Origin of the sequence: Rhodovulum sp. BSW8 (assembly GCF_003314725.1) — a bacterium.
Lineage (GTDB): Bacteria > Pseudomonadota > Alphaproteobacteria > Rhodobacterales > Rhodobacteraceae > Rhodovulum > Rhodovulum visakhapatnamense.
Map to the genome: position 1 here is coordinate 32,879 of NZ_QNVX01000002.1, position 17,495 is coordinate 50,373.

Genomic DNA, 17,495 nt, shown 5'->3' on the forward strand with positions numbered 1-17,495 from the left:
GGAGTTCCGATCCGATGAGCCAAGAACGTCCGTACGGGTTCGACACGTTGCAGATCCATGCCGGGGCCAAGCCCGACCCGGCCACCGGCGCACGCCAGGTGCCGATCTATCAGACCACCTCCTATGTCTTTCGCGATGCCGCGCATGCGGCGGCGCTGTTCGGGTTGAAGGAGGTGGGCTTCATCTATTCGCGGCTGACCAACCCCACGGTGCAGGTTCTGGCCGAACGGGTGGCAGCGCTGGAAGGCGGCGCGGGCGCGGTCTGCTGTTCTTCGGGCCATGCGGCGCAGATCATGGCGCTTTTCCCGCTGATGGGGCCGGGGCGGAACGTGGTCGCGTCGACCCGGCTTTACGGCGGAACGGTCACCCAGTTCAGCCAGACCATCAAGCGGTTCGGCTGGTCGGCGAAATTCGTCGATTTCGACGATCTCGACGCGGTCAAGGCCGCCATCGACGACGACACCCGTGCGGTCTTCTGCGAGTCGGTCGCCAATCCGGGCGGCTATGTCACCGATCTTGACGCTGTGGCCAAGGTTGCCGACGCGGCCGGGGTTCCGCTGATCGTCGACAATACCTCGGCCACGCCCTATCTCTGCCGCCCGATCGAACATGGCGCGACACTGGTCGTGCATTCGGCCACCAAGTATCTGACCGGCAACGGTACCGTGACCGGCGGCGTGGTGGTCGATTCCGGCAAGTTCGACTGGTCGGCCAGCGACAAGTTCCCGTCGCTCTCCCAGCCCGAGCCCGCCTATCACGGCCTGAAATTCCACGAAACCTTCGGCCCCGCGGCCTTCACCTTCCATTCGATCGCCATCGGTCTGCGCGATCTGGGGATGACGATGAACCCGCAGGGCGCGCATTACACGCTGATGGGCATCGAGACCCTGAGCCTGCGGATGGAGCGGCACTGCGCCAACGCGGTCAAGGTCGCGGGCTGGCTGGAAAACCATCCCAAGGTGGCCCGCGTCACCTATGCCGGGCTGCCGTCCTCGCCCTATGCCCAGCGTGCGAAACGGATCTGTCCCAAGGGCACCGGCGGGCTGTTCACCTTCGCGCTGAAGGACGGCTATGACGCCTGCGTCAGGTTCGTCGATGCGGTGCGGCTGTTCAGCCATGTGGCGAACCTGGGCGATACCCGGTCGCTGGTGATCCATTCGGCCTCGACCACCCACGCGCAGCTGACCGAAGAGCAGCAGATCGCCGCAGGCGCCAATCCCGATGTGGTGCGCGTCTCGATCGGGATCGAGGATGCCGACGACCTGATCGCCGATCTCGACCAGGCGCTGGCGCAGATCTGACGAATGGGCCGCATCCCCACGGGGGCGCGGCCTTGTTGCATGGGCCTATTCGGCGTCGGTCAGCTCGAAGACCATGGTGACAGTGGCATCCAGCTCCAGTTCGCCCGCGGCCATCGGCATCGACTCGCCCAGCGCCCGCGCCGCCATCTTCATCGGCACCGGCGCCTCGGCGCCCTCCTCGCTCAGCGAAACCAGCGGGCCGAGCCCCTGCCCCGAGGCCTCGGCGAACAGCCTGGCCTTGCGCATCGCCTCGGCCACCGCGGCGCGGCGGGCCTCATCGAGAACCGGGCCGGGCTCCTGCAACCCGAAGCTGAGGCTGTCGAGCGTGTTGGCGCCCTGGCCGATCACCGTGTCGAGCAGCGGCCCGAGCCCGTCCAGCGCCCGCACCCGCACGGTGACGCCGTTCGAGGCGCTGTAGCCGGTAATCTTGCGGTCGGACCCGCTGGAATAGTCGGTCCAGACCGGCGAAAGGCTGAGCCCCGAGGTCTGGATGTCGCGGTCTTCAAGCCCGGCCGCGCGCAGTTCGGACAGCACGTCGGTCAGATCGGCCGACACCCGGTCCATCGCCTCGGACGCGGTGCGGGCCTCATGGCTCACGCCCAGCCGGATCGTCGCCATATCGGGCGCTGCGGTGGCGGTGCCGGTGCCGGTCACGCGCAGTTCGGGCGCGGCAGCAGAGGCCACCGGGACCGCCAGCACCGCGACCAGCAGGGCAAGGGGGGCAAGACGCATGAAAACTCTCCTTGTTCTTTCGGTCGTCCTTAGGTGGCGCTTGGCCGGACTGCGGCAAGTCGCAGGCGGTCACGCTGTGCCGTCCCCCCTTCTGCCAGTCGGCGGTTTCCTGCTATAGTCCGCGGGATCGAGCTATGGACCCGGGGCATAACCGGTGTAGAGAGCCGCAATGAAACCAGATTTCGCGCTGACGCTCTCCGAGGACGGGATCGGACTTCAGCACCGGGCCAAGGGCGGCTGGCGGTCGCTTGGCGAAGTGTCCCTGCACGACCCGGGGCTGGCCGAGACGCTGCGGCTGCTGCGCGCCACGGCCGGAAACCTTGCCGACGGGCGGCCGCTGGTCAAGCTGGTGCTGCCCGACAGTCAGGTGCTGTACACGACGCTTGCTCTGGAGGGCGACAGCCGCGCCGAGAAGCGCGCGAGCCTGCTGCGCGGGCTGGACGGGCTGACCCCCTATGCGGTGACCGACCTGATCTTCGACTGGCAGGAGACGGCAGGCAGCGCGCGTCTGGCCGTGGTCGCGCGCGAAACCCTGGCCGAGGCCGAGGCCTTTGCCCGGGCGCATCAGTTCGACCCGGTCTGTTTCGTCGCCCGACCGCCCGCCTCGAAATTCGAGGGCGAGGCCTTCTTCGGGCCGACCGCCGCAGCCGCCTCGCTGCTGGCCGGGGGCGAGCGCGCCGAACCCGAACGCGCGCCCCAGAAGGCTCCGAAGGCCGAGACCGCGCCGCGCCGCAAGGCGCCCCCGCCCGTCGAAGCAGAAAAGCCCGCAAGGGCGCCCCAGTCGGCGATAGTCCCGACGGCTCTCGCCGCCGCCCCCGCGCGGACCGAAGCCGCGGCGGCCGCGATTGGGCCCGACCTCCCAGCAGCGGCCGAAACAGCCGAGCGCCCCCCAGCCCCCCAGTCGGCAAACGCGGCCCCCGCGTCGCCGCCGGACCCGGCCGCACCGGTCCATGCCGATGTCCGGCTCCCCGCGCCGGACCGGCGCCCGGCACCCGAGATCACGGCCCCGGCAGTAGCGCCTCCCGCCGCTGCAAGCCCCATTGTCACGGCCCCCGCACAGCGTCCGGCATCCCCGGCGCCCGCGTTTCGGCCCCCCCCCCAAAGGCGCGTTGCGGCGCCGGGCGCAGCGGCACCTCGGCCGGTCAGCGGGCTTGACCTGCGCGCGGCCGAGCGCCCGTCCGCCGGGCCGGAGCTGGGACAGATGCTCAAGCTGGGCGGCGCCGGGCTGGCGTTGGTGGCCACGCTGGGCCTCGGCGCTTTGTTCCTGACCCGCGGCGAGAATGCGCCGCCCTCCACGCCCGAACTGTCGCCCGCCTCCGAGACCCTGCCGACCGGACCCGACGGCGGCAGGGCGGCATCGCAGGCGCCGGATGGTACCGGTCCCGATATCGGTGCGGACGAGGATGACAGCTTCTCGCCGGACGACGGGCTCGAGCCCGTCCCGGAAGGCCTGCGCGATACCGATGCGCGCGCGGCCCCTTCCCCCGACACGGCCGGAACAGCCGATGAAGCCACCGCCGCGCCCGCCGCCCCACCCGAGGCGCCGCCGCCGACCGAGTCGCTGGTTCCGGCGCCGCTGACGGCCGCCGAGGCGCTCGAGGCCTATGCCAGCACCGGGATCTGGCAGCGCGCGCCCGATCCGTTGGGCGCCCCCTCGCAGGACCGGATCGAGGATCTTTTCGTCGCCGGGATCGACCCGGCGCCCCGCCCGCCCGAAGCCGAAGACCTGCCCGATCCGCAGATCGCGCGGGCGGTCGATCAGGCGCTGCCGATGCAATCCGACCCGCCGGGACCCGACCAGACCTTCGAGCTGGACGAGCGCGGACTTGTCGAGGCGACGCCCGAAGGCGCGCTGACCCCCGAAGGCGTCACCGTGCATGCCGGGGCGCCCGTCGTGGTGCCGCCCGCACGGCCCGACGGGCTGGTGCCGGATCCCGAACCGGTCGCGGTGCCCGCGCCCGGCGATACCGCCGCAGGCGCCGAGATCACCACCGAAGGGGTGCCGGTCTATGACGCGCGCCCCGAGGTCACGCCGCCTGGCCGTCCCGCCGACGCAGCGCCCGAGACCGGTCCCGATACGGCTCCCGACACCCCGGCCCCGGACGCCGCCGCCCCAGGGGAGGCGCTCTCGGATCAGGCGTCCGAGGCCGACCGCGACGCCGCCATCCCCCAGACCGCCGAGACGGCACCCGAGGTCGAGATCGCCGTTTCTGCCGGGTCCCCGACGCCGCGCCCGCCAGCGCGCCCGGGCACAGATGCTGCCCCGGCGGCCGCGCCGCCCGCGGAGGCGACGCCTTCCGTGATTCCGGCCGATCCGGCGGCGGCCGCGCGGCTGGCCGGACGGCTTCCCCGCGCCCGTCCAGAGACGCTTCTGGCCCGGACAGAGCCCCCCGCAGAGGCAGAGGCGCCGGGCCTTCATCCGCGTGCCCGGCCCGGCGATCTGGCGCCGGTCCCGGATGCGCCCTCGCTCGACACCGATGCCGCTGTCACCGCCGCGCTCGAGGATCTTGCCGATGGCGAAGGCGAGGCCGAGGCCTCGGCCGACCTGCCGGAGAACGCGCTGGTCGCCTCGTTGCGTCCGGCCTCGCGGCCGTCGGATTTCGAAGAGCGCGCCGTTGCCGCGGCGCCCGCCGTCCCGGCGGCGGCGGCCGCTGTCGCCCCTTCGGTACCCACCACCGCCTCGGTCGCCAAGCAGGCCACCCTGCCCGACGCGATCAACCTGCGCGATCTGAACCTGATCGGCGTCTTCGGCTCGTCGGCCGACCGCCGCGCCCTGCTGCGGCTGCCGTCCGGCCGCTTCGTCAAGGTCAAGGTCGGCGACAGCATCGACGGCGGACAGGTCGCCGCCATCGGCGAAACCCAGCTGCGCTATGTCAAGCACGGCCGCAACATCGTGCTGGACCTGCCGGGCGGCTGATCCACGCGATTTCCGCGATCCCTGGTGCAAACCCCGCTTGGGGGATGCACACCTGCCCCCTATGCTTTGACGACATCGCCCTTCTGACGCCCGGACCCCTCCAGAAATGGATAGTTTCCTGCTTCCCGCCCTGATCTGCCTCGCCGCGGCGGTGATCGCCGTGCCCCTTGCCGCGCGGCTCGGGCTGGGATCGGTTTTGGGCTATCTCGCGGCCGGCATCGCCATCGGCCCGGCGCTGGCGCTGGTCGGGGCCCAGGTCGAGGATATCCGCCATGTCGCGGAATTCGGCGTGGTGCTGATGCTGTTCCTGATCGGGCTCGAGCTGGAACCGAAGGTGCTTTGGCGGATGCGCACCCGGCTGGTCGGGCTGGGCGGCCTGCAGGTCACGCTGACGACGCTGGCGATCATGGCCGCGGCCATCCCGGCGCTGGGGCTCGGCTGGGAACAGGCGCTGGCAGTGGGGCTGGTCTTTGCGCTGTCCTCGACTGCCATCGTGCTGCAGACCCTGAGCGAAAAGGGGCTGATGCCGACCAATGGCGGGCGGGCGAGCTTTTCGGTGCTGCTGGCCCAGGACATCGCGGTGATCCCGATGCTGGTCGCGCTGCCGCTGCTGGTGGCCGCGCCCAAGGCCCGGATCGCCCCCGACGGGTCGGTCGTGCGCCCGGCCCTGGAGGCCGCCCAGCCGCCCCATGGCGCCGAGCACCTGTCGCTGGTGGCCGGGCTGCCGGGCTGGGGCGTGGCTCTGGTGACGCTGGGCGCGGTCGCGGTGGTGATCCTGGCCGGGCATTACCTGATCCGGCCGGTCTTCCGTTTCGTCAGCATGGCGCATCTGCGCGAGATGTACACGGCGCTCGCGCTGCTGCTGGTGATCGGCATCGCGGTCCTGATGGGGATGGTCGGTCTTTCGCCCGCGCTTGGCACCTTCCTTGCGGGCGTGGTGCTGGCCGATTCCGAGTTCCGCCACGATCTTGAAGGCAATATCGAGCCGTTCAAGGGTCTGCTGCTGGGGCTGTTCTTCATCACCGTCGGCGCGGGCATCGACTTTCAGGTGCTGCTGGCCGACCCGCTGGGAATATTCGGGCTGGCGCTGGGCGTGATGGTGATCAAGGGGCTGGTGCTGGCCGCATTGGGCCGGCTTTTCCGGCTGAAGGGGCGGGATCGCTGGCTCTTTACCCTCGGTCTGGCCCAGGCCGGCGAATTCGGCTTCGTGATCCTCGGGCTCGCCGTCCAGCAGGACGTGCTGTCCGAACGCCTGACCCAGACGCTTTTGCTGGTGATCGCGCTGACGATGCTGATGACCCCGCTCTTTTTCTTCGTCTACGAGATGGTGTCGCGGCGGCTTGCGGTGGCCGGGATCGGCCCCGACCATGCCCCCGACGAAATCGACGAACGCAACCCGATCCTGATCGCCGGGATCGGCCGGTTCGGGCAGGTGGTCCAGCGCATGCTGCAGATGTCGGGCTTTCGCGCGACCATGCTCGACGACGATCTGGCCACCATCAACCTGATGCGCAAGTTCGGCATCAAGGGCTTCTTCGGCAACCCGACCCGCCCCGAGACGCTGATGGCGGCCGGGCTGGGCACCGCGCAGGTCTTCGTGGTGGCGCTGGACGATCCGGCGGCGACGACGCGGGTGGTGATCTTCGCCCGGCGGGTGCGGCCCGATCTGACGATCATCGCGCGTGCCCGCGACCGGGCCCATGCCTACGAGCTGTACCGCGCCGGGGCCGACAAGATCGTGCGCGAACTCTTCGACAGTTCGCTGCGGGTCGCGCGCTATTCGCTGGAGGCGATGGGGCTCAGCACGACCGAGGCGCGCGAGCGTGAAAGCGCCTATTACGACTTCGACCGGCGGATGGTGCGGGAACTGGCCGATCTGTGGCAGCCCGGCGTGTCCGCCGAAAAGAACGAGGGCTACCTGCGCCGCGCCCGCGAGCTGAACGGCGAGCTTGACACCGCCCTGCTGTCACGAACGGCCCATCGCCGCGCCACCGACCCGGCCACCCAGCGTCCGGCCCGAGGGGAAACGCAGGCAGACAGCTCGATCGCCCCGGCCGACGCACCCGAGGATGTCGCCGACCGGGCCTGAACGCCCGGCCAGTCCGGGGACCGACGCTCAGGTGACGGACCGGTGCGTCGTGATCGAGGTCGGGCGGTCATGGCCCGGATGGGCCCGATTGCCGACCGTCCGGAACCCGATGCCGGCGAAGAGGCGGTGGTTTTCGGTCAGTTCGACCCGGGTCTGCACAATTCCCGACGGGGCGGACCCAGTGCCCGGAGGCGTGTCCCGGCCAGACCAACCCGCCGACGGGCATGGCCCTCGCCCGACGCGCAGTTCGCAGCGATAGAGGCCAGGCCGGACCCTTGCAGCGAGCTTGCCGGGGCGATGCGCCCGTCCATATCGGCAAAGCTTCGGCAGATAAGATGCCGCGGCGCCGACCAGCGCCGGATCGTCCGCCGCCAGCCGTCGTCGGGGCGCCTCGGCCCTCTGGCCCGTCGGATCAGACCCGCCGCGGCGCGTAGAGCCCCTCGTAGATCGGCGCAAGCGTCTCGTGTTCGAAGAGCGAGGACACGCTGGTGCCCTGCCAGATGTTCATGATCGCCTGGGCGAACAGCGGCGCGGTCGGCACGATACGGATATTCGGCGTCGCAAGGATGGCATCGGTCGGCTGGATGGAATCCGTCACCACCACCGATTTCAGCTGCGAATTGCGGATCCGCTCGACCGCGGGGCCGGACAGTACGCCATGGGTGATATAGGCATGCACTTCCTTGGCGCCCGCCTCGATCAGCTTGTCGGCGGCCTTGCAGAGCGTTCCGGCGGTGTCGCAGATGTCGTCGACGATGAAGCAGATCTGGCCCTCGACATCGCCGATCACGGTCATCTCGGCCACCTCGCCCGGACGCACCCGGCGCTTGTCGACGATGGCCAGCCCCGACCCGATCCGTTGCGCCAGCTCGCGGGCGCGGGTCACGCCACCCACGTCGGGCGAAACCACGGTGATCTGCGGGGCGAGACCGTTGAATTCATGCGCGATGTCCAGCGCGAAGATCGGCGAGGCATAGAGGTTGTCGACCGGGATGTCGAAAAAGCCCTGAATCTGGGCCGCATGCAGATCCATGGTCAGCACCCGCTCGATGCCGGATTCGGTCAGCAGGTTCGCGACCAGCTTGGCGCTGATCGGGGTGCGGGCCTTGGTGCGGCGGTCCTGGCGGGCATAGCCGAAATAGGGGATCACGGCGGTGATGCGCGCGGCCGAGGACCGGCGCAGCGCGTCGGCCATGATCATCAGCTCCATCAGGTTGTCATTCGCCGGGTTCGAGGTCGGCTGGATCACGAACATGTCCTCTCCGCGGACATTCTCGTAGACCTCGACGAAGATCTCCTGATCGTTGAAGCGCTCGACCCGGGCATCGACCAGATCGACATTGATGCCCCGATGCATCGACATCCGCCGGGCGATGGCAGAGGCAAGCGGACGGTTGGCATTGCCCGAAATCAGTTTCGGTTCGTGGATATTGTGCATGGGGATGTCTCCGGCGGCGGCCGATTCGCGCGTGTAACGATACGTTGACAGCGCTTAGCACCGAGGTACGGTCTTGAAAACCTTGAGAGGGAGGGGGCGTCAGGATGGCCCATATCGACTATTTCTTCACGGTGATCTCGCCCTACGCGTATCTGGCCGGCACCCGGCTGGAAGGGATCGCCGTCCGCTACGGCGCGACCATCACCTACAAACCCGTTGATCTGATGGCGCTTTTGGCCCGCACGGGCGGCACGCCCCTGCCCCAGCGGTCCGAGTCGCGCAAAGCCTACAGGTTGCAGGAGCTGCGCCGCCAGGCCGCCAAGGCCGGGCTGCCGCTGACCCTGACCCCGGCGCATTTTCCGACCAACCCGGCGCCCGCCGCCTATGCGATCATCGCCGCACAGGCCGCGGGCGGCGGCGATCTGGGCGGGCTTGTGCACAGCCTGACCCGCGCCTGCTGGGCCGAAGAGCGCGATCTGGCCGAAGATGCGGTCATCCGCGACTGTCTGGGCGCCGCCGGATTCGACCCGGCGCTGGCCGACCGGGGGCTGCTGGCAGGGGCCGAAACCTATGCCGCCAATCTGGAAGAGGCGACCGCCAGGGGCGTCTTCGGGGCGCCCTTCTACATCACCGATGGCGACGAACGGTTCTGGGGTCAGGACCGGCTTGACGATCTCGACCTGCACCTGTCCGGAAAGCTCTAGATCCGGACCCGACCAAGGACCGGGGCGCGCGGCTCAGTCGCCCCGGACGATGGCCAGAAGCGCGTCGACCTCTTCGTCGGTCGTGCACCAGGAACAGACCAGCCGCGCCGCAAGCGGCACGTCGCCGGGGCCCTCCAGCGACTGGTCCATCGGCCAGAGGTAATATTGCGCCCCGGCCGCCTGGGCGCGGCGATGCGCCTCGCGCGGGAAGGCGGCAAAGACGGCATTGGCCTCGGTCGGGTGCAGCAACTCGGCCCGGTCGAGCGCGGCAAGCCCCTGCGACAGCCGCGCCGCCGCGTCATTGGCCCGCGCCGCAAGCTTCAGCCAGAGCCCGTCCTTCAGATAGGCGGCCATCTGCGCCGACAGATAGCGGTGCTTCGAGAAGAGATGCGCGCCCCGTTTGCGGCGCAACTCGAACTCCCAGGCATGGGCCGGATCGAACAGCACCACCGCCTCGACCCCCATACAGCCGTTCTTGGTGCCGCCGAAGGACAGCACGTCGATCCCGGCCTTCCAGGTGATCTCGGCGGGCGTGGCACCGGTCGTGACCAGCGCATTGGCAAAGCGCGCCCCGTCCATGTGCACCGGCAGGTCGTAGTCGGCGGCGACGGCCGACAGCGCCGACACCTCGGCGGCGGTATAGACCGTCCCGTGTTCGGTCGCGTTGGTGATCGAGACCGCGCCGCGCTGGACGTTATGCACCCCGCCGCGGGCGGCGAAGGCGATGGCCTCGCGCAGCGCCTCGGGGGTCAGCTTGGCATCGGCGCCCTCGACCAGGGTCAGCTTGGCGCCGCCGGTATAGAATTCCGGCGCGCCGCATTCGTCTTCCTCGATATGGGCGTTGCGGTGGCAGAAGACGGTGGCCCAGGGCGGGCAGATCACCGACAGCGCCAGCGCATTGGCGGCGGTGCCGGTCGCGACCAGATAGACCTCGGCCTCGGGCGCCTCGAAGGTCTCGCGGATCGCCGTGCGAACCTCGGCCATGATCGCATCGCCGCCATAGGGCATGGCATAGCCGTGATTGGCGGCAATCAGCGCGTCCAGGATCTGCGGCGGCACGGGCGAGGTGTTGTCCGAGGCAAAATGCATGGCTGTCACAGCTCCTCTTCGATGACGTGATCTTCCCAGTCCTCAAGCGGAACATCGAATTCGGGAATGGTCCAGCCCTGAACCGACATCCCGGCTTCGTGCACGCTGCCGGGATCGCCCGAAACCAGCGGATGCCAGTCGGCCAGCCCGCGGCCCTCCCAGAGCCGCCGATAGGCACAGCTCAGGGGCATCCAGTAGGCGACCTCGCCCAGTGTCTTCGGCGACAGCACCACGCATTCGGGCACGATGCTCTTGCGGATCGGGTAATTCGCGCAGCGGCAGGTAGTGTCATCCAGCAGCCGGCAGGCGATCCGGGTAAAGACGACCTCGCCGGTATCGGCATCCTCGAGCTTGTTCAGACAGCATTTGCCGCAGCCGTCGCACAGCGCCTCCCATTCGGCGGGGGTCATGTCCTTCAGGGCCACCCGGTCCCAGAACTGCGGGCGCAGCGTGTCGGGGGCGGGCTTGCGAGGCGGGCGCGCCACCGTCTCAGTCCCGCGCGAAGGGAAGCGGCAGGTCGCCGGTCAGGATCGCCCGGGCCTGCCCGCAATCGGCATCGATCTGCGCGACCAGCGCCTCGAGCCCGTCGAACTTCGCCTCGTCGCGCAGGAATTCGACCAGGGCGACGGACAGATGGGTCCCGTAAAGATCGCCCTCGAAATCGAACAGGTAGCTTTCGCAATTCGGGACATTCTCGCCGAACATCGGACGGATGCCGATCGAGGCGGCGCCGTCATAGGTGCCCTGATGCGGCCCCGACAGCACGTCGACCCTGACCGCATAGACCCCGAACCGCGGCCGGTGCAGCCCCTGGATCGACATGTTGGCGGTCGGAAAGCCCAGATCGCGGCCGCGCGCGTCGCCATGCAGCACCTCGCCCTCGATCCGGTGCCAATGGCCCAGCATCGCGGCGGCATCGCGCGGGCGGCCCTCGGTCAGGGCGTGGCGGATCGAGGTCGAGGACACCTCGCCCACATGGTTCGACAGAAGCGGCACGGCGGTGACGCCAAAGCCCATCTCGGCCCCGAACCTGGCCAGGTCCCCGACGGATCCGGCGCGGCCCTTGCCAAAGCAGAAATCCTCTCCGACGACGACATGCGACAGCCCCAGACCGTCGACGATGACCTGCCGCGCGAAAGCCTCGGGCGAAAGCCCGGCAAGCCGCGCGTCGAACGGCAGTTCGTAAAGATGATCGACCCCCAGCTTGGCCAGCCGGTTGGCGCGGGCCTCGGCATTCATCAGCCGGAAGGGCGCCGCATCGGGCGCGAAGAATTCGCGCGGATGCGGCTCGAAGGTCAGGATGCCCAGCGGCGCGCCGCGGCGCGCGGCCTCGGTCCGCGCCCCCTCGATCACCACCCGGTGGCCAAGATGAACGCCGTCGAAATTGCCGATAGCGGCCGCGGCGCCGCGGTCGCCCGTCGCGTTACCGGTCCAGGAGGCAAAGGTCTGCATGGCCCCCGATTGCACCGGGGGCCGGGCCGCGTCAATCGAATTTCTTGCTGGGTGCCAGCACCACGGCCTCGCCCTTCAAAACCGGCTTTCCGTCCACGATGCAGCGGCAATCCATGGTCACGCGGCGCCGCGAATGGTCGATGCCGGTGACCTCGACCTCGGCCAGCACCATGTCGCCGGGGCGCACGGGGGCGAGAAATTTCAGGCTCTGGCCCAGATAGATCGTACCATGGCCCGGAAGCTGTTCGCCGATCACCGCCGAGATCAGGCTGGCGGTCAGCATGCCATGGGCGATCCGGCCTTCGAAGATCGTCTCCATCGCGTAATCGTCATCCAGATGCACTGGGTTGCAGTCGGTCGAGACCTCGGCAAACAGTTCGATGTCGCGGTCGGTCACCTGCTTGCGCAGATGGCGGCACATGCCGATCTCGATATCCTCGATGCAAATCGTTCCGCGTGGCATGTTGTCGAGCATTCCCGGCCCCCGGTGGATCATGTTGCGCTGCAGCATAACGAAGATGCGCCCATGCTGCAATGCGGGAGGGTAATTTTTCGTTACGTTTCGCTTCTCAATAGCAACTTTCTTGCGCCGCCGATTTCACCTCCGTCCACCCGAACCGGGCTGCCCACACCGCCGATGCTGGGCCGGAACGCGCGGCAAGGCAAGGGAAATGGAAAGGGCCGCAAACACTTGCGCCCCGGACAGAGCCGGGGCGCAGAGGCAGGACAGGATCGACCTTGGGTCAGCGCAGGAAGCCGATGGCGTAGGTCGGGCTGGCCATGTGCTGTTTCAGAAAGGCCTCAAGCCGCTCGGGATCCGGCTGGTGCCGGGTCGCGGTCTCGGCCGCGGCGAGCCCGCCCGAGATGAAGAGCGAATCGAGATCTTCGCCGATGGCCCCCGCAATGTCGGTGCGGATGCCGTCGCCGATGCAGAGGATGTCGGCATCGGCCACATCGGCGAATTCCGCCAGCCGCTGGCGGGCCAGATCGTAGATCGGCGGCTGGGGCTTGCCGAAATAAAGGCTCTCGCCGCCCATTCTGGTGTAAAGCTCGGCGATGGCGCCCGCGCACCATTCGCGGGTCTCGCCCCGGTCGACCACCACATCGGGGTTGGCGCAGAGCAGCTTGAGCCCCTTCTGCTTGGCGTAAAGCAGTTGCGGGCGCAGCTCGTCAGGGTCGGCATGCGAATCGAACGGGCCGGTGCAGACGATGCCCTCGGCCTCTTCCAGCGGGACCCGCTCGATCTCGACGGGATCGCGGACGATGCCGATCGGGTCGAAGAAGGTCAGGTCGAAGTCGATGCCGATGTAATAGATCCGCTTGCCGACGATACCGCGAAACATCGCGGCGCGGGCGCTGTCGCCCGAGGTGGCGATGGTGTCCCAGCTGTCGCGGGCGACGCCGATCTCCTCCAGCTGCCCCTCGACCGCCTTGCGGTGGCGCGGCGCATTGGTGATCAGCACCACCTTGCCGCCCTTGCTGCGATAGCGCTGCAGCGCCGCGACAGCCTCGGGGAAGGGCTCGCGCCCGTTATGCACGCAGCCCCAGAGGTCGACGAACAGGGCCTTGTAGCGGGACGAGACCTCGTCGAGGCTCTCGATGATCGGGGTCATGGGCGGGCGTCCTTGCACAAAGGGGCGCCGGATGCGGCGCCCCCGGGAGGTCGTGTCGGGGTTCAGAGTTGCAGGTTCGGGATGATCTGCTTCTTGCGGCTGACGATGCCCGGCAGCACCACGGTGTCGCCCGAGACCTTGGCGGCAAAGCTCTTCTCGGCCACCGCCTTGACCAGATCGTTCGGCACCAGAAGCGTCGCTTCCTGCTTGAGGATGTCGACGACGAACAGCAGCACCTGATCGGCGCCGTCCTCTTCGGCCACGCCGGTCATCTCCTGCATAAGGCTGTCCTTGCGGTCGAGCACGGTCTTGGGCGAGGTGGTTTCCAGCACCGAGACGCGGAATTTCTTGCCGGCGATCTCGTATTCCTTCGAATCCATCCGCAGCAGTTCGGCATCCGAGAAGGCCGAGACATCGGATTTGGCCGCGAACATCTCGGCGGCATAGTCGGGAATCGAAACGCCAAGTTCAGCGGCCAGTTTCTCGGCCACGGCCTGGTCGACCGGCGTGGTGGTGGGCGAGCGGAATTCCAGCGTGTCGCTGAGGATGCAGGACAGCATCGCGCCCTTGATGTTGTCGGGCATCTTCGCCGCGTCCTCGCCCATCAGGTCGTACATGATGGTGGCGGTGCAGGCGACCGGGCGCACGGTGATCTCGATCGGCGAGCGGGTCTTCAACCCGCCCTGCAGCAGGTGGTGGTCGATGATCGCGATCACATTCGCCTCGTTGATCCTCGAGGGCAGCTCGGCGACGTTGTTGGTATCGACCACGACGACATTCTCGCCCGGGGCAACATCGGCGATGATCTCGGGCTGCTCGAAGCCCCAGCGGGTCAGGACGAACTTGGCTTCGGTATTGGGGTCGCCCAGAAGCTTGGCCTCGGCCGCCTTGCCCTTGATCTCGGAAAGGTACCAGGCCCAGATCAGCGGCGAGCCGGTGGAATCGGTGTCGGGGGCCTTGTGGCCGAGAACCTTGATCGTCATGTGATACGCCCAATTTGCAGGTGTCTGAAGTCGGCGCCCTTATAGAAGGGGCGGTGCCGCTTGTCACCCGGTGCCTGCACGCTCTTTCTGCACCGCGGCATTCCCGGAGCGCCGTCGCGACGCCCGCCTCCGAGGTCGGCCACCGAAGCCGGCCGCCGGACCGTATCCACGCCCTGGCCGCCACGCGGGCAAAGATTTTCCGGGATCGTGGCGCTTGACAGCCTGTCGCGGCTTTCCTATCTCCGGCTTCGTTAGCACTCATCGGGTGCGAGTGACAAAACCTCGGCACCCAGAACCAAGGAGCGTTCGAACATGGCATTCAAACCTTTGCACGACCGGGTTCTCGTTCGCCGCGTCGAAAGCGATGAGAAGACCAAGGGCGGCCTGATCATCCCCGACAGCGCCAAGGAAAAACCGGCCGAGGGCGAAGTGATCGCCTGTGGCGAAGGCGCCCGCAAGGATTCGGGCGAACTGATCGAGATGGGCGTCAAGGCTGGCGACCGCATCCTCTTCGGCAAATGGTCGGGCACCGAAGTCACGATCGACGGCGAAGAACTGCTGATCATGAAGGAAAGCGATATCCTCGGCATCATCGCCTGAGCGGATCGCCCCTAGAAACCAACAGATAGTCAGGAGCAAGCGACATGGCTGCCAAGGACGTCAAGTTCAACACCGACGCTCGCAACCGCATGCTGAAAGGCGTGAACATCCTCGCCGATGCGGTCAAGGTCACCCTGGGCCCGAAAGGCCGCAACGTGGTGATCGACAAATCCTTCGGGGCGCCCCGGATCACCAAGGACGGCGTCACCGTCGCCAAGGAAATCGAACTGGAAGACAAGTTCGAGAACATGGGCGCGCAAATGGTGAAAGAAGTCGCCTCGCGTACCAATGACGAGGCCGGCGACGGCACCACCACCGCCACCGTTCTGGCCCAGGCGATCGTGCGCGAAGGCATGAAATCGGTTGCCGCCGGCATGAACCCGATGGACCTGAAGCGTGGCATCGACATGGCCACCGCCAAGGTCGTCGAAGCGATCAAGGCCGCCTCGCGTCCGGTCAACGATTCCGACGAAGTTGCCCAGGTCGGCACCATCTCGGCCAACGGCGAAGCCAATATCGGCCGCTTCATCGCCGACGCGATGCAGAAGGTCGGCAATGACGGCGTGATCACCGTCGAAGAAAACAAGGGCATGGACACCGAAGTCGAAGTCGTCGAAGGCATGCAGTTCGACCGCGGCTACCTCTCGCCCTACTTCGTGACCAACGCCGACAAGATGACCGCGGAACTCGAAGACTGCTTCATCCTGCTGCACGAGAAGAAACTTTCGTCGCTGCAGCCGATGGTGCCCCTGCTCGAGGCCGTGATCCAGTCGCAAAAACCCCTGCTGATCGTGGCCGAAGACGTCGAAGGCGAAGCGCTGGCGACCCTCGTGGTCAACAAGCTGCGCGGCGGCCTGAAAATCGCGGCCGTGAAAGCTCCGGGCTTCGGTGATCGCCGCAAGGCCATGCTGCAGGACATCGCGATCCTGACCGGCGGCCAGGTGATCTCGGAAGACCTGGGCATGAAGCTTGAAAACGTGACGCTCGACATGCTGGGTCAGGCCAAGAAGATCCTGATCAAGAAGGACGACACCACGATCATCGACGGCCATGGCGACAAGGCCGAGATCGAAGCCCGCGTGGCCCAGATCCGTCAGCAGATCGAGGAAACCTCGTCCGACTACGACCGCGAGAAGCTGCAGGAGCGTGTCGCGAAGCTGGCCGGTGGCGTTGCCGTCATCCGCGTCGGCGGCATGACCGAAATCGAAGTCAAAGAGCGCAAGGACCGCGTCGATGACGCCCTGAACGCGACCCGTGCGGCCGTGCAGGAAGGCATCGTGGTCGGCGGCGGCGTTGCCCTGGTGCAGGCTGCCAAGGTGCTCGACGATCTCGAAGGCTCCAACGAAGACCAGCACGCCGGTATCGCCATCGTGCGCAAGGCCCTCGAAGCGCCGCTGCGTCAGATCGCCGAAAACGCCGGTGTCGACGGCGCCGTGGTCGCGGGCAAGATCCGCGAAAGCGACGACAACCACTTCGGCTTCAACGCCCAGACCGAAGAATATGGCGACATGTTCAAGTTCGGCGTGATCGACCCGGCCAAGGTGACCCGGACCGCTCTGGAAGATGCGGCCTCGATCGCCGGCCTGCTGATCACCACCGAGGCGATGGTTGCCGACAAGCCCGAACCGAAGGGCGCGTCCGCCGGCGGCGGCATGCCCGACATGGGCGGCATGGGCGGCATGATGTAAGCCGACCGGCCCTGTCAGGTCACCGGAAAGGGGCTGCCATGCGCGGCCCCTTTTCTCCGTTTCTGCCACGGCCCCCGACGGGCCTGTTTCGCCTGCGTCAAGATGCGCGGCCGGTCTGGCACTGTCCGCCGGGCCGGAATTTGCTAGGTTCGCCCCCATGACCATTCGCCCCGCCACCGCCTCCGATTACGGCCCAATCGCCCGGCTGCTCGAGGCCGCTTTCGCCCGTCCCGACGAGGCGCGGCTGGTCGAGGCGTTGCGCCTGGGCAAGGCCATGGCCCGGGAATGGGTGCTGGCCAATGACAAGGAAGAGATCCGCGCCTATCTGGCCCTGGTTCACATGGTCGAGCCCAGGGGCTGGTACGCGCTCGCCCCGGTCGCGGTGGCGCCGGGATCGCAGGGCCTGGGCCTTGGCGGGCGGCTGATCCATGCTGCGCTCGACGTGGTCGAGGGGCCGGTGGTGGTGGTGGGCGACCCGGCCTATTACACGCGCTTCGGCTTTTCCGTGGGCCGGGCCGCAAACCTTGTCTCGCCCTATCCGCTGGAGGTGACCGCGCTTTACGAGCGCGCCCCGGCCGACAGCCCGCCGCTGGCGCGGCTGGTCTATGCCGCCCCCTTCGGTGCCTGACGCGCCCGTCCCCATCCGCACCCGTTCCGCCTGCGTCAGATCGCCCGTCGCCCGCCGCCCTGTCGGCCGCACAGCCTGCCCCGGCGACCACGCAGTCCCGGGCATCGTCCTGACCTCAAGAGGAATTTCCGCCGCCGCCCGAGGCGCCGGTTCCGTTCACATTCATTAACGCCCGAAAGCCCCGGATTTCAAAAACGTTTCCCTCCCATTGCAGGTTGACTCGCAATGCGCGGGCGCGCTTAATTAAGTTTAATCAAGATT

15 protein-coding genes are annotated in these 17,495 nt (G+C 68.0%); 7 read left to right on the plus strand and 8 right to left on the minus strand.

Features of this window, described 5'->3' with window-relative positions; genetic code table 11:
• Nucleotides 1-14: 14 nt before the first annotated feature.
• Nucleotides 15-1,301 (plus strand): O-acetylhomoserine aminocarboxypropyltransferase/cysteine synthase family protein, encoded by a 1,287-nt coding sequence (locus DSD19_RS00410; RefSeq protein WP_075787007.1) that lies wholly within the window; start codon nucleotides 15-17, stop codon nucleotides 1,299-1,301.
• A 45-nt stretch (nucleotides 1,302-1,346) separates the two neighbouring features.
• Here the strand turns inward: DSD19_RS00410 and DSD19_RS00415 are convergent, their stop codons facing one another.
• Nucleotides 1,347-2,033, minus strand: coding sequence for an SIMPL domain-containing protein (locus tag DSD19_RS00415; RefSeq protein WP_075787008.1), 687 nt, complete (start codon nucleotides 2,031-2,033; stop codon nucleotides 1,347-1,349).
• Nucleotides 2,034-2,202: 169 nt separating this feature from the next.
• On the opposite strand from DSD19_RS00415, the gene DSD19_RS00420 reads away from it, so the two are divergent.
• Together DSD19_RS00420 and DSD19_RS00425 are read left to right on the plus strand one after the other, a co-directional pair.
• Entirely contained in the window at nucleotides 2,203-4,950 is a 2,748-nt protein-coding gene (locus DSD19_RS00420; protein WP_113668143.1) for a hypothetical protein, read from the plus strand.
• Between the two features lie 106 nt (nucleotides 4,951-5,056).
• Nucleotides 5,057-7,039 carry a cation:proton antiporter gene (locus tag DSD19_RS00425; protein WP_113668144.1) on the plus strand — a complete coding sequence of 661 codons (1,983 nt, stop codon included), beginning with the start codon at nucleotides 5,057-5,059 and terminating at the stop codon, nucleotides 7,037-7,039.
• A 412-nt stretch (nucleotides 7,040-7,451) separates the two neighbouring features.
• On the opposite strand, the gene DSD19_RS00430 is transcribed toward DSD19_RS00425, so the two are convergent.
• A complete protein-coding gene (locus tag DSD19_RS00430) occupies nucleotides 7,452-8,477 on the minus strand; it encodes a ribose-phosphate pyrophosphokinase (RefSeq protein ID WP_075787011.1) in 1,026 nt (341 codons plus the stop codon).
• Between the two features lie 104 nt (nucleotides 8,478-8,581).
• On the opposite strand from DSD19_RS00430, the gene DSD19_RS00435 reads away from it, so the two are divergent.
• Nucleotides 8,582-9,181 carry a 2-hydroxychromene-2-carboxylate isomerase gene (locus DSD19_RS00435; protein WP_113668145.1) on the plus strand — a complete coding sequence of 200 codons (600 nt, stop codon included), beginning with the start codon at nucleotides 8,582-8,584 and terminating at the stop codon, nucleotides 9,179-9,181.
• A gap of 33 nt (nucleotides 9,182-9,214) precedes the next feature.
• On the opposite strand, the gene DSD19_RS00440 is transcribed toward DSD19_RS00435, so the two are convergent.
• The 6 genes from DSD19_RS00440 to DSD19_RS00465 form a co-directional block, all read right to left on the minus strand.
• On the minus strand, nucleotides 9,215-10,270 hold the full coding sequence (locus DSD19_RS00440; protein ID WP_113668146.1) for a low specificity L-threonine aldolase: 1,056 nt from the start codon (nucleotides 10,268-10,270) through the stop codon (nucleotides 9,215-9,217).
• A gap of 5 nt (nucleotides 10,271-10,275) precedes the next feature.
• Nucleotides 10,276-10,755, minus strand: a complete 480-nt coding sequence (locus DSD19_RS00445) for a YcgN family cysteine cluster protein (protein WP_256359710.1) — start codon at nucleotides 10,753-10,755, stop codon at nucleotides 10,276-10,278.
• A gap of 4 nt (nucleotides 10,756-10,759) precedes the next feature.
• On the minus strand, nucleotides 10,760-11,722 hold the full coding sequence (locus DSD19_RS00450) for a bifunctional riboflavin kinase/FAD synthetase (RefSeq protein WP_113668161.1): 963 nt from the start codon (nucleotides 11,720-11,722) through the stop codon (nucleotides 10,760-10,762).
• A 31-nt stretch (nucleotides 11,723-11,753) separates the two neighbouring features.
• Nucleotides 11,754-12,197, minus strand: a complete 444-nt coding sequence (locus DSD19_RS00455; RefSeq protein WP_075787675.1) for a MaoC family dehydratase — start codon at nucleotides 12,195-12,197, stop codon at nucleotides 11,754-11,756.
• Nucleotides 12,198-12,465: 268 nt separating this feature from the next.
• A complete protein-coding gene (locus DSD19_RS00460; RefSeq protein ID WP_075787015.1) occupies nucleotides 12,466-13,335 on the minus strand; it encodes a TIGR01459 family HAD-type hydrolase in 870 nt (289 codons plus the stop codon).
• Nucleotides 13,336-13,397: 62 nt separating this feature from the next.
• Nucleotides 13,398-14,318 (minus strand): manganese-dependent inorganic pyrophosphatase, encoded by a 921-nt coding sequence (locus DSD19_RS00465; protein WP_113668147.1) that lies wholly within the window; start codon nucleotides 14,316-14,318, stop codon nucleotides 13,398-13,400.
• Nucleotides 14,319-14,630: 312 nt separating this feature from the next.
• On the opposite strand from DSD19_RS00465, the gene DSD19_RS00470 reads away from it, so the two are divergent.
• From DSD19_RS00470 to DSD19_RS00480, 3 genes are all read left to right on the plus strand, one after another.
• Nucleotides 14,631-14,918, plus strand: coding sequence for a co-chaperone GroES (locus tag DSD19_RS00470; protein ID WP_075787017.1), 288 nt, complete (start codon nucleotides 14,631-14,633; stop codon nucleotides 14,916-14,918).
• A gap of 44 nt (nucleotides 14,919-14,962) precedes the next feature.
• Entirely contained in the window at nucleotides 14,963-16,606 is a 1,644-nt protein-coding gene (groL, locus tag DSD19_RS00475) for a chaperonin GroEL (protein WP_075787018.1), read from the plus strand.
• A gap of 157 nt (nucleotides 16,607-16,763) precedes the next feature.
• On the plus strand, nucleotides 16,764-17,234 hold the full coding sequence (locus tag DSD19_RS00480; RefSeq protein WP_113668148.1) for a GNAT family N-acetyltransferase: 471 nt from the start codon (nucleotides 16,764-16,766) through the stop codon (nucleotides 17,232-17,234).
• Nucleotides 17,235-17,495 lie beyond the last annotated feature (261 nt).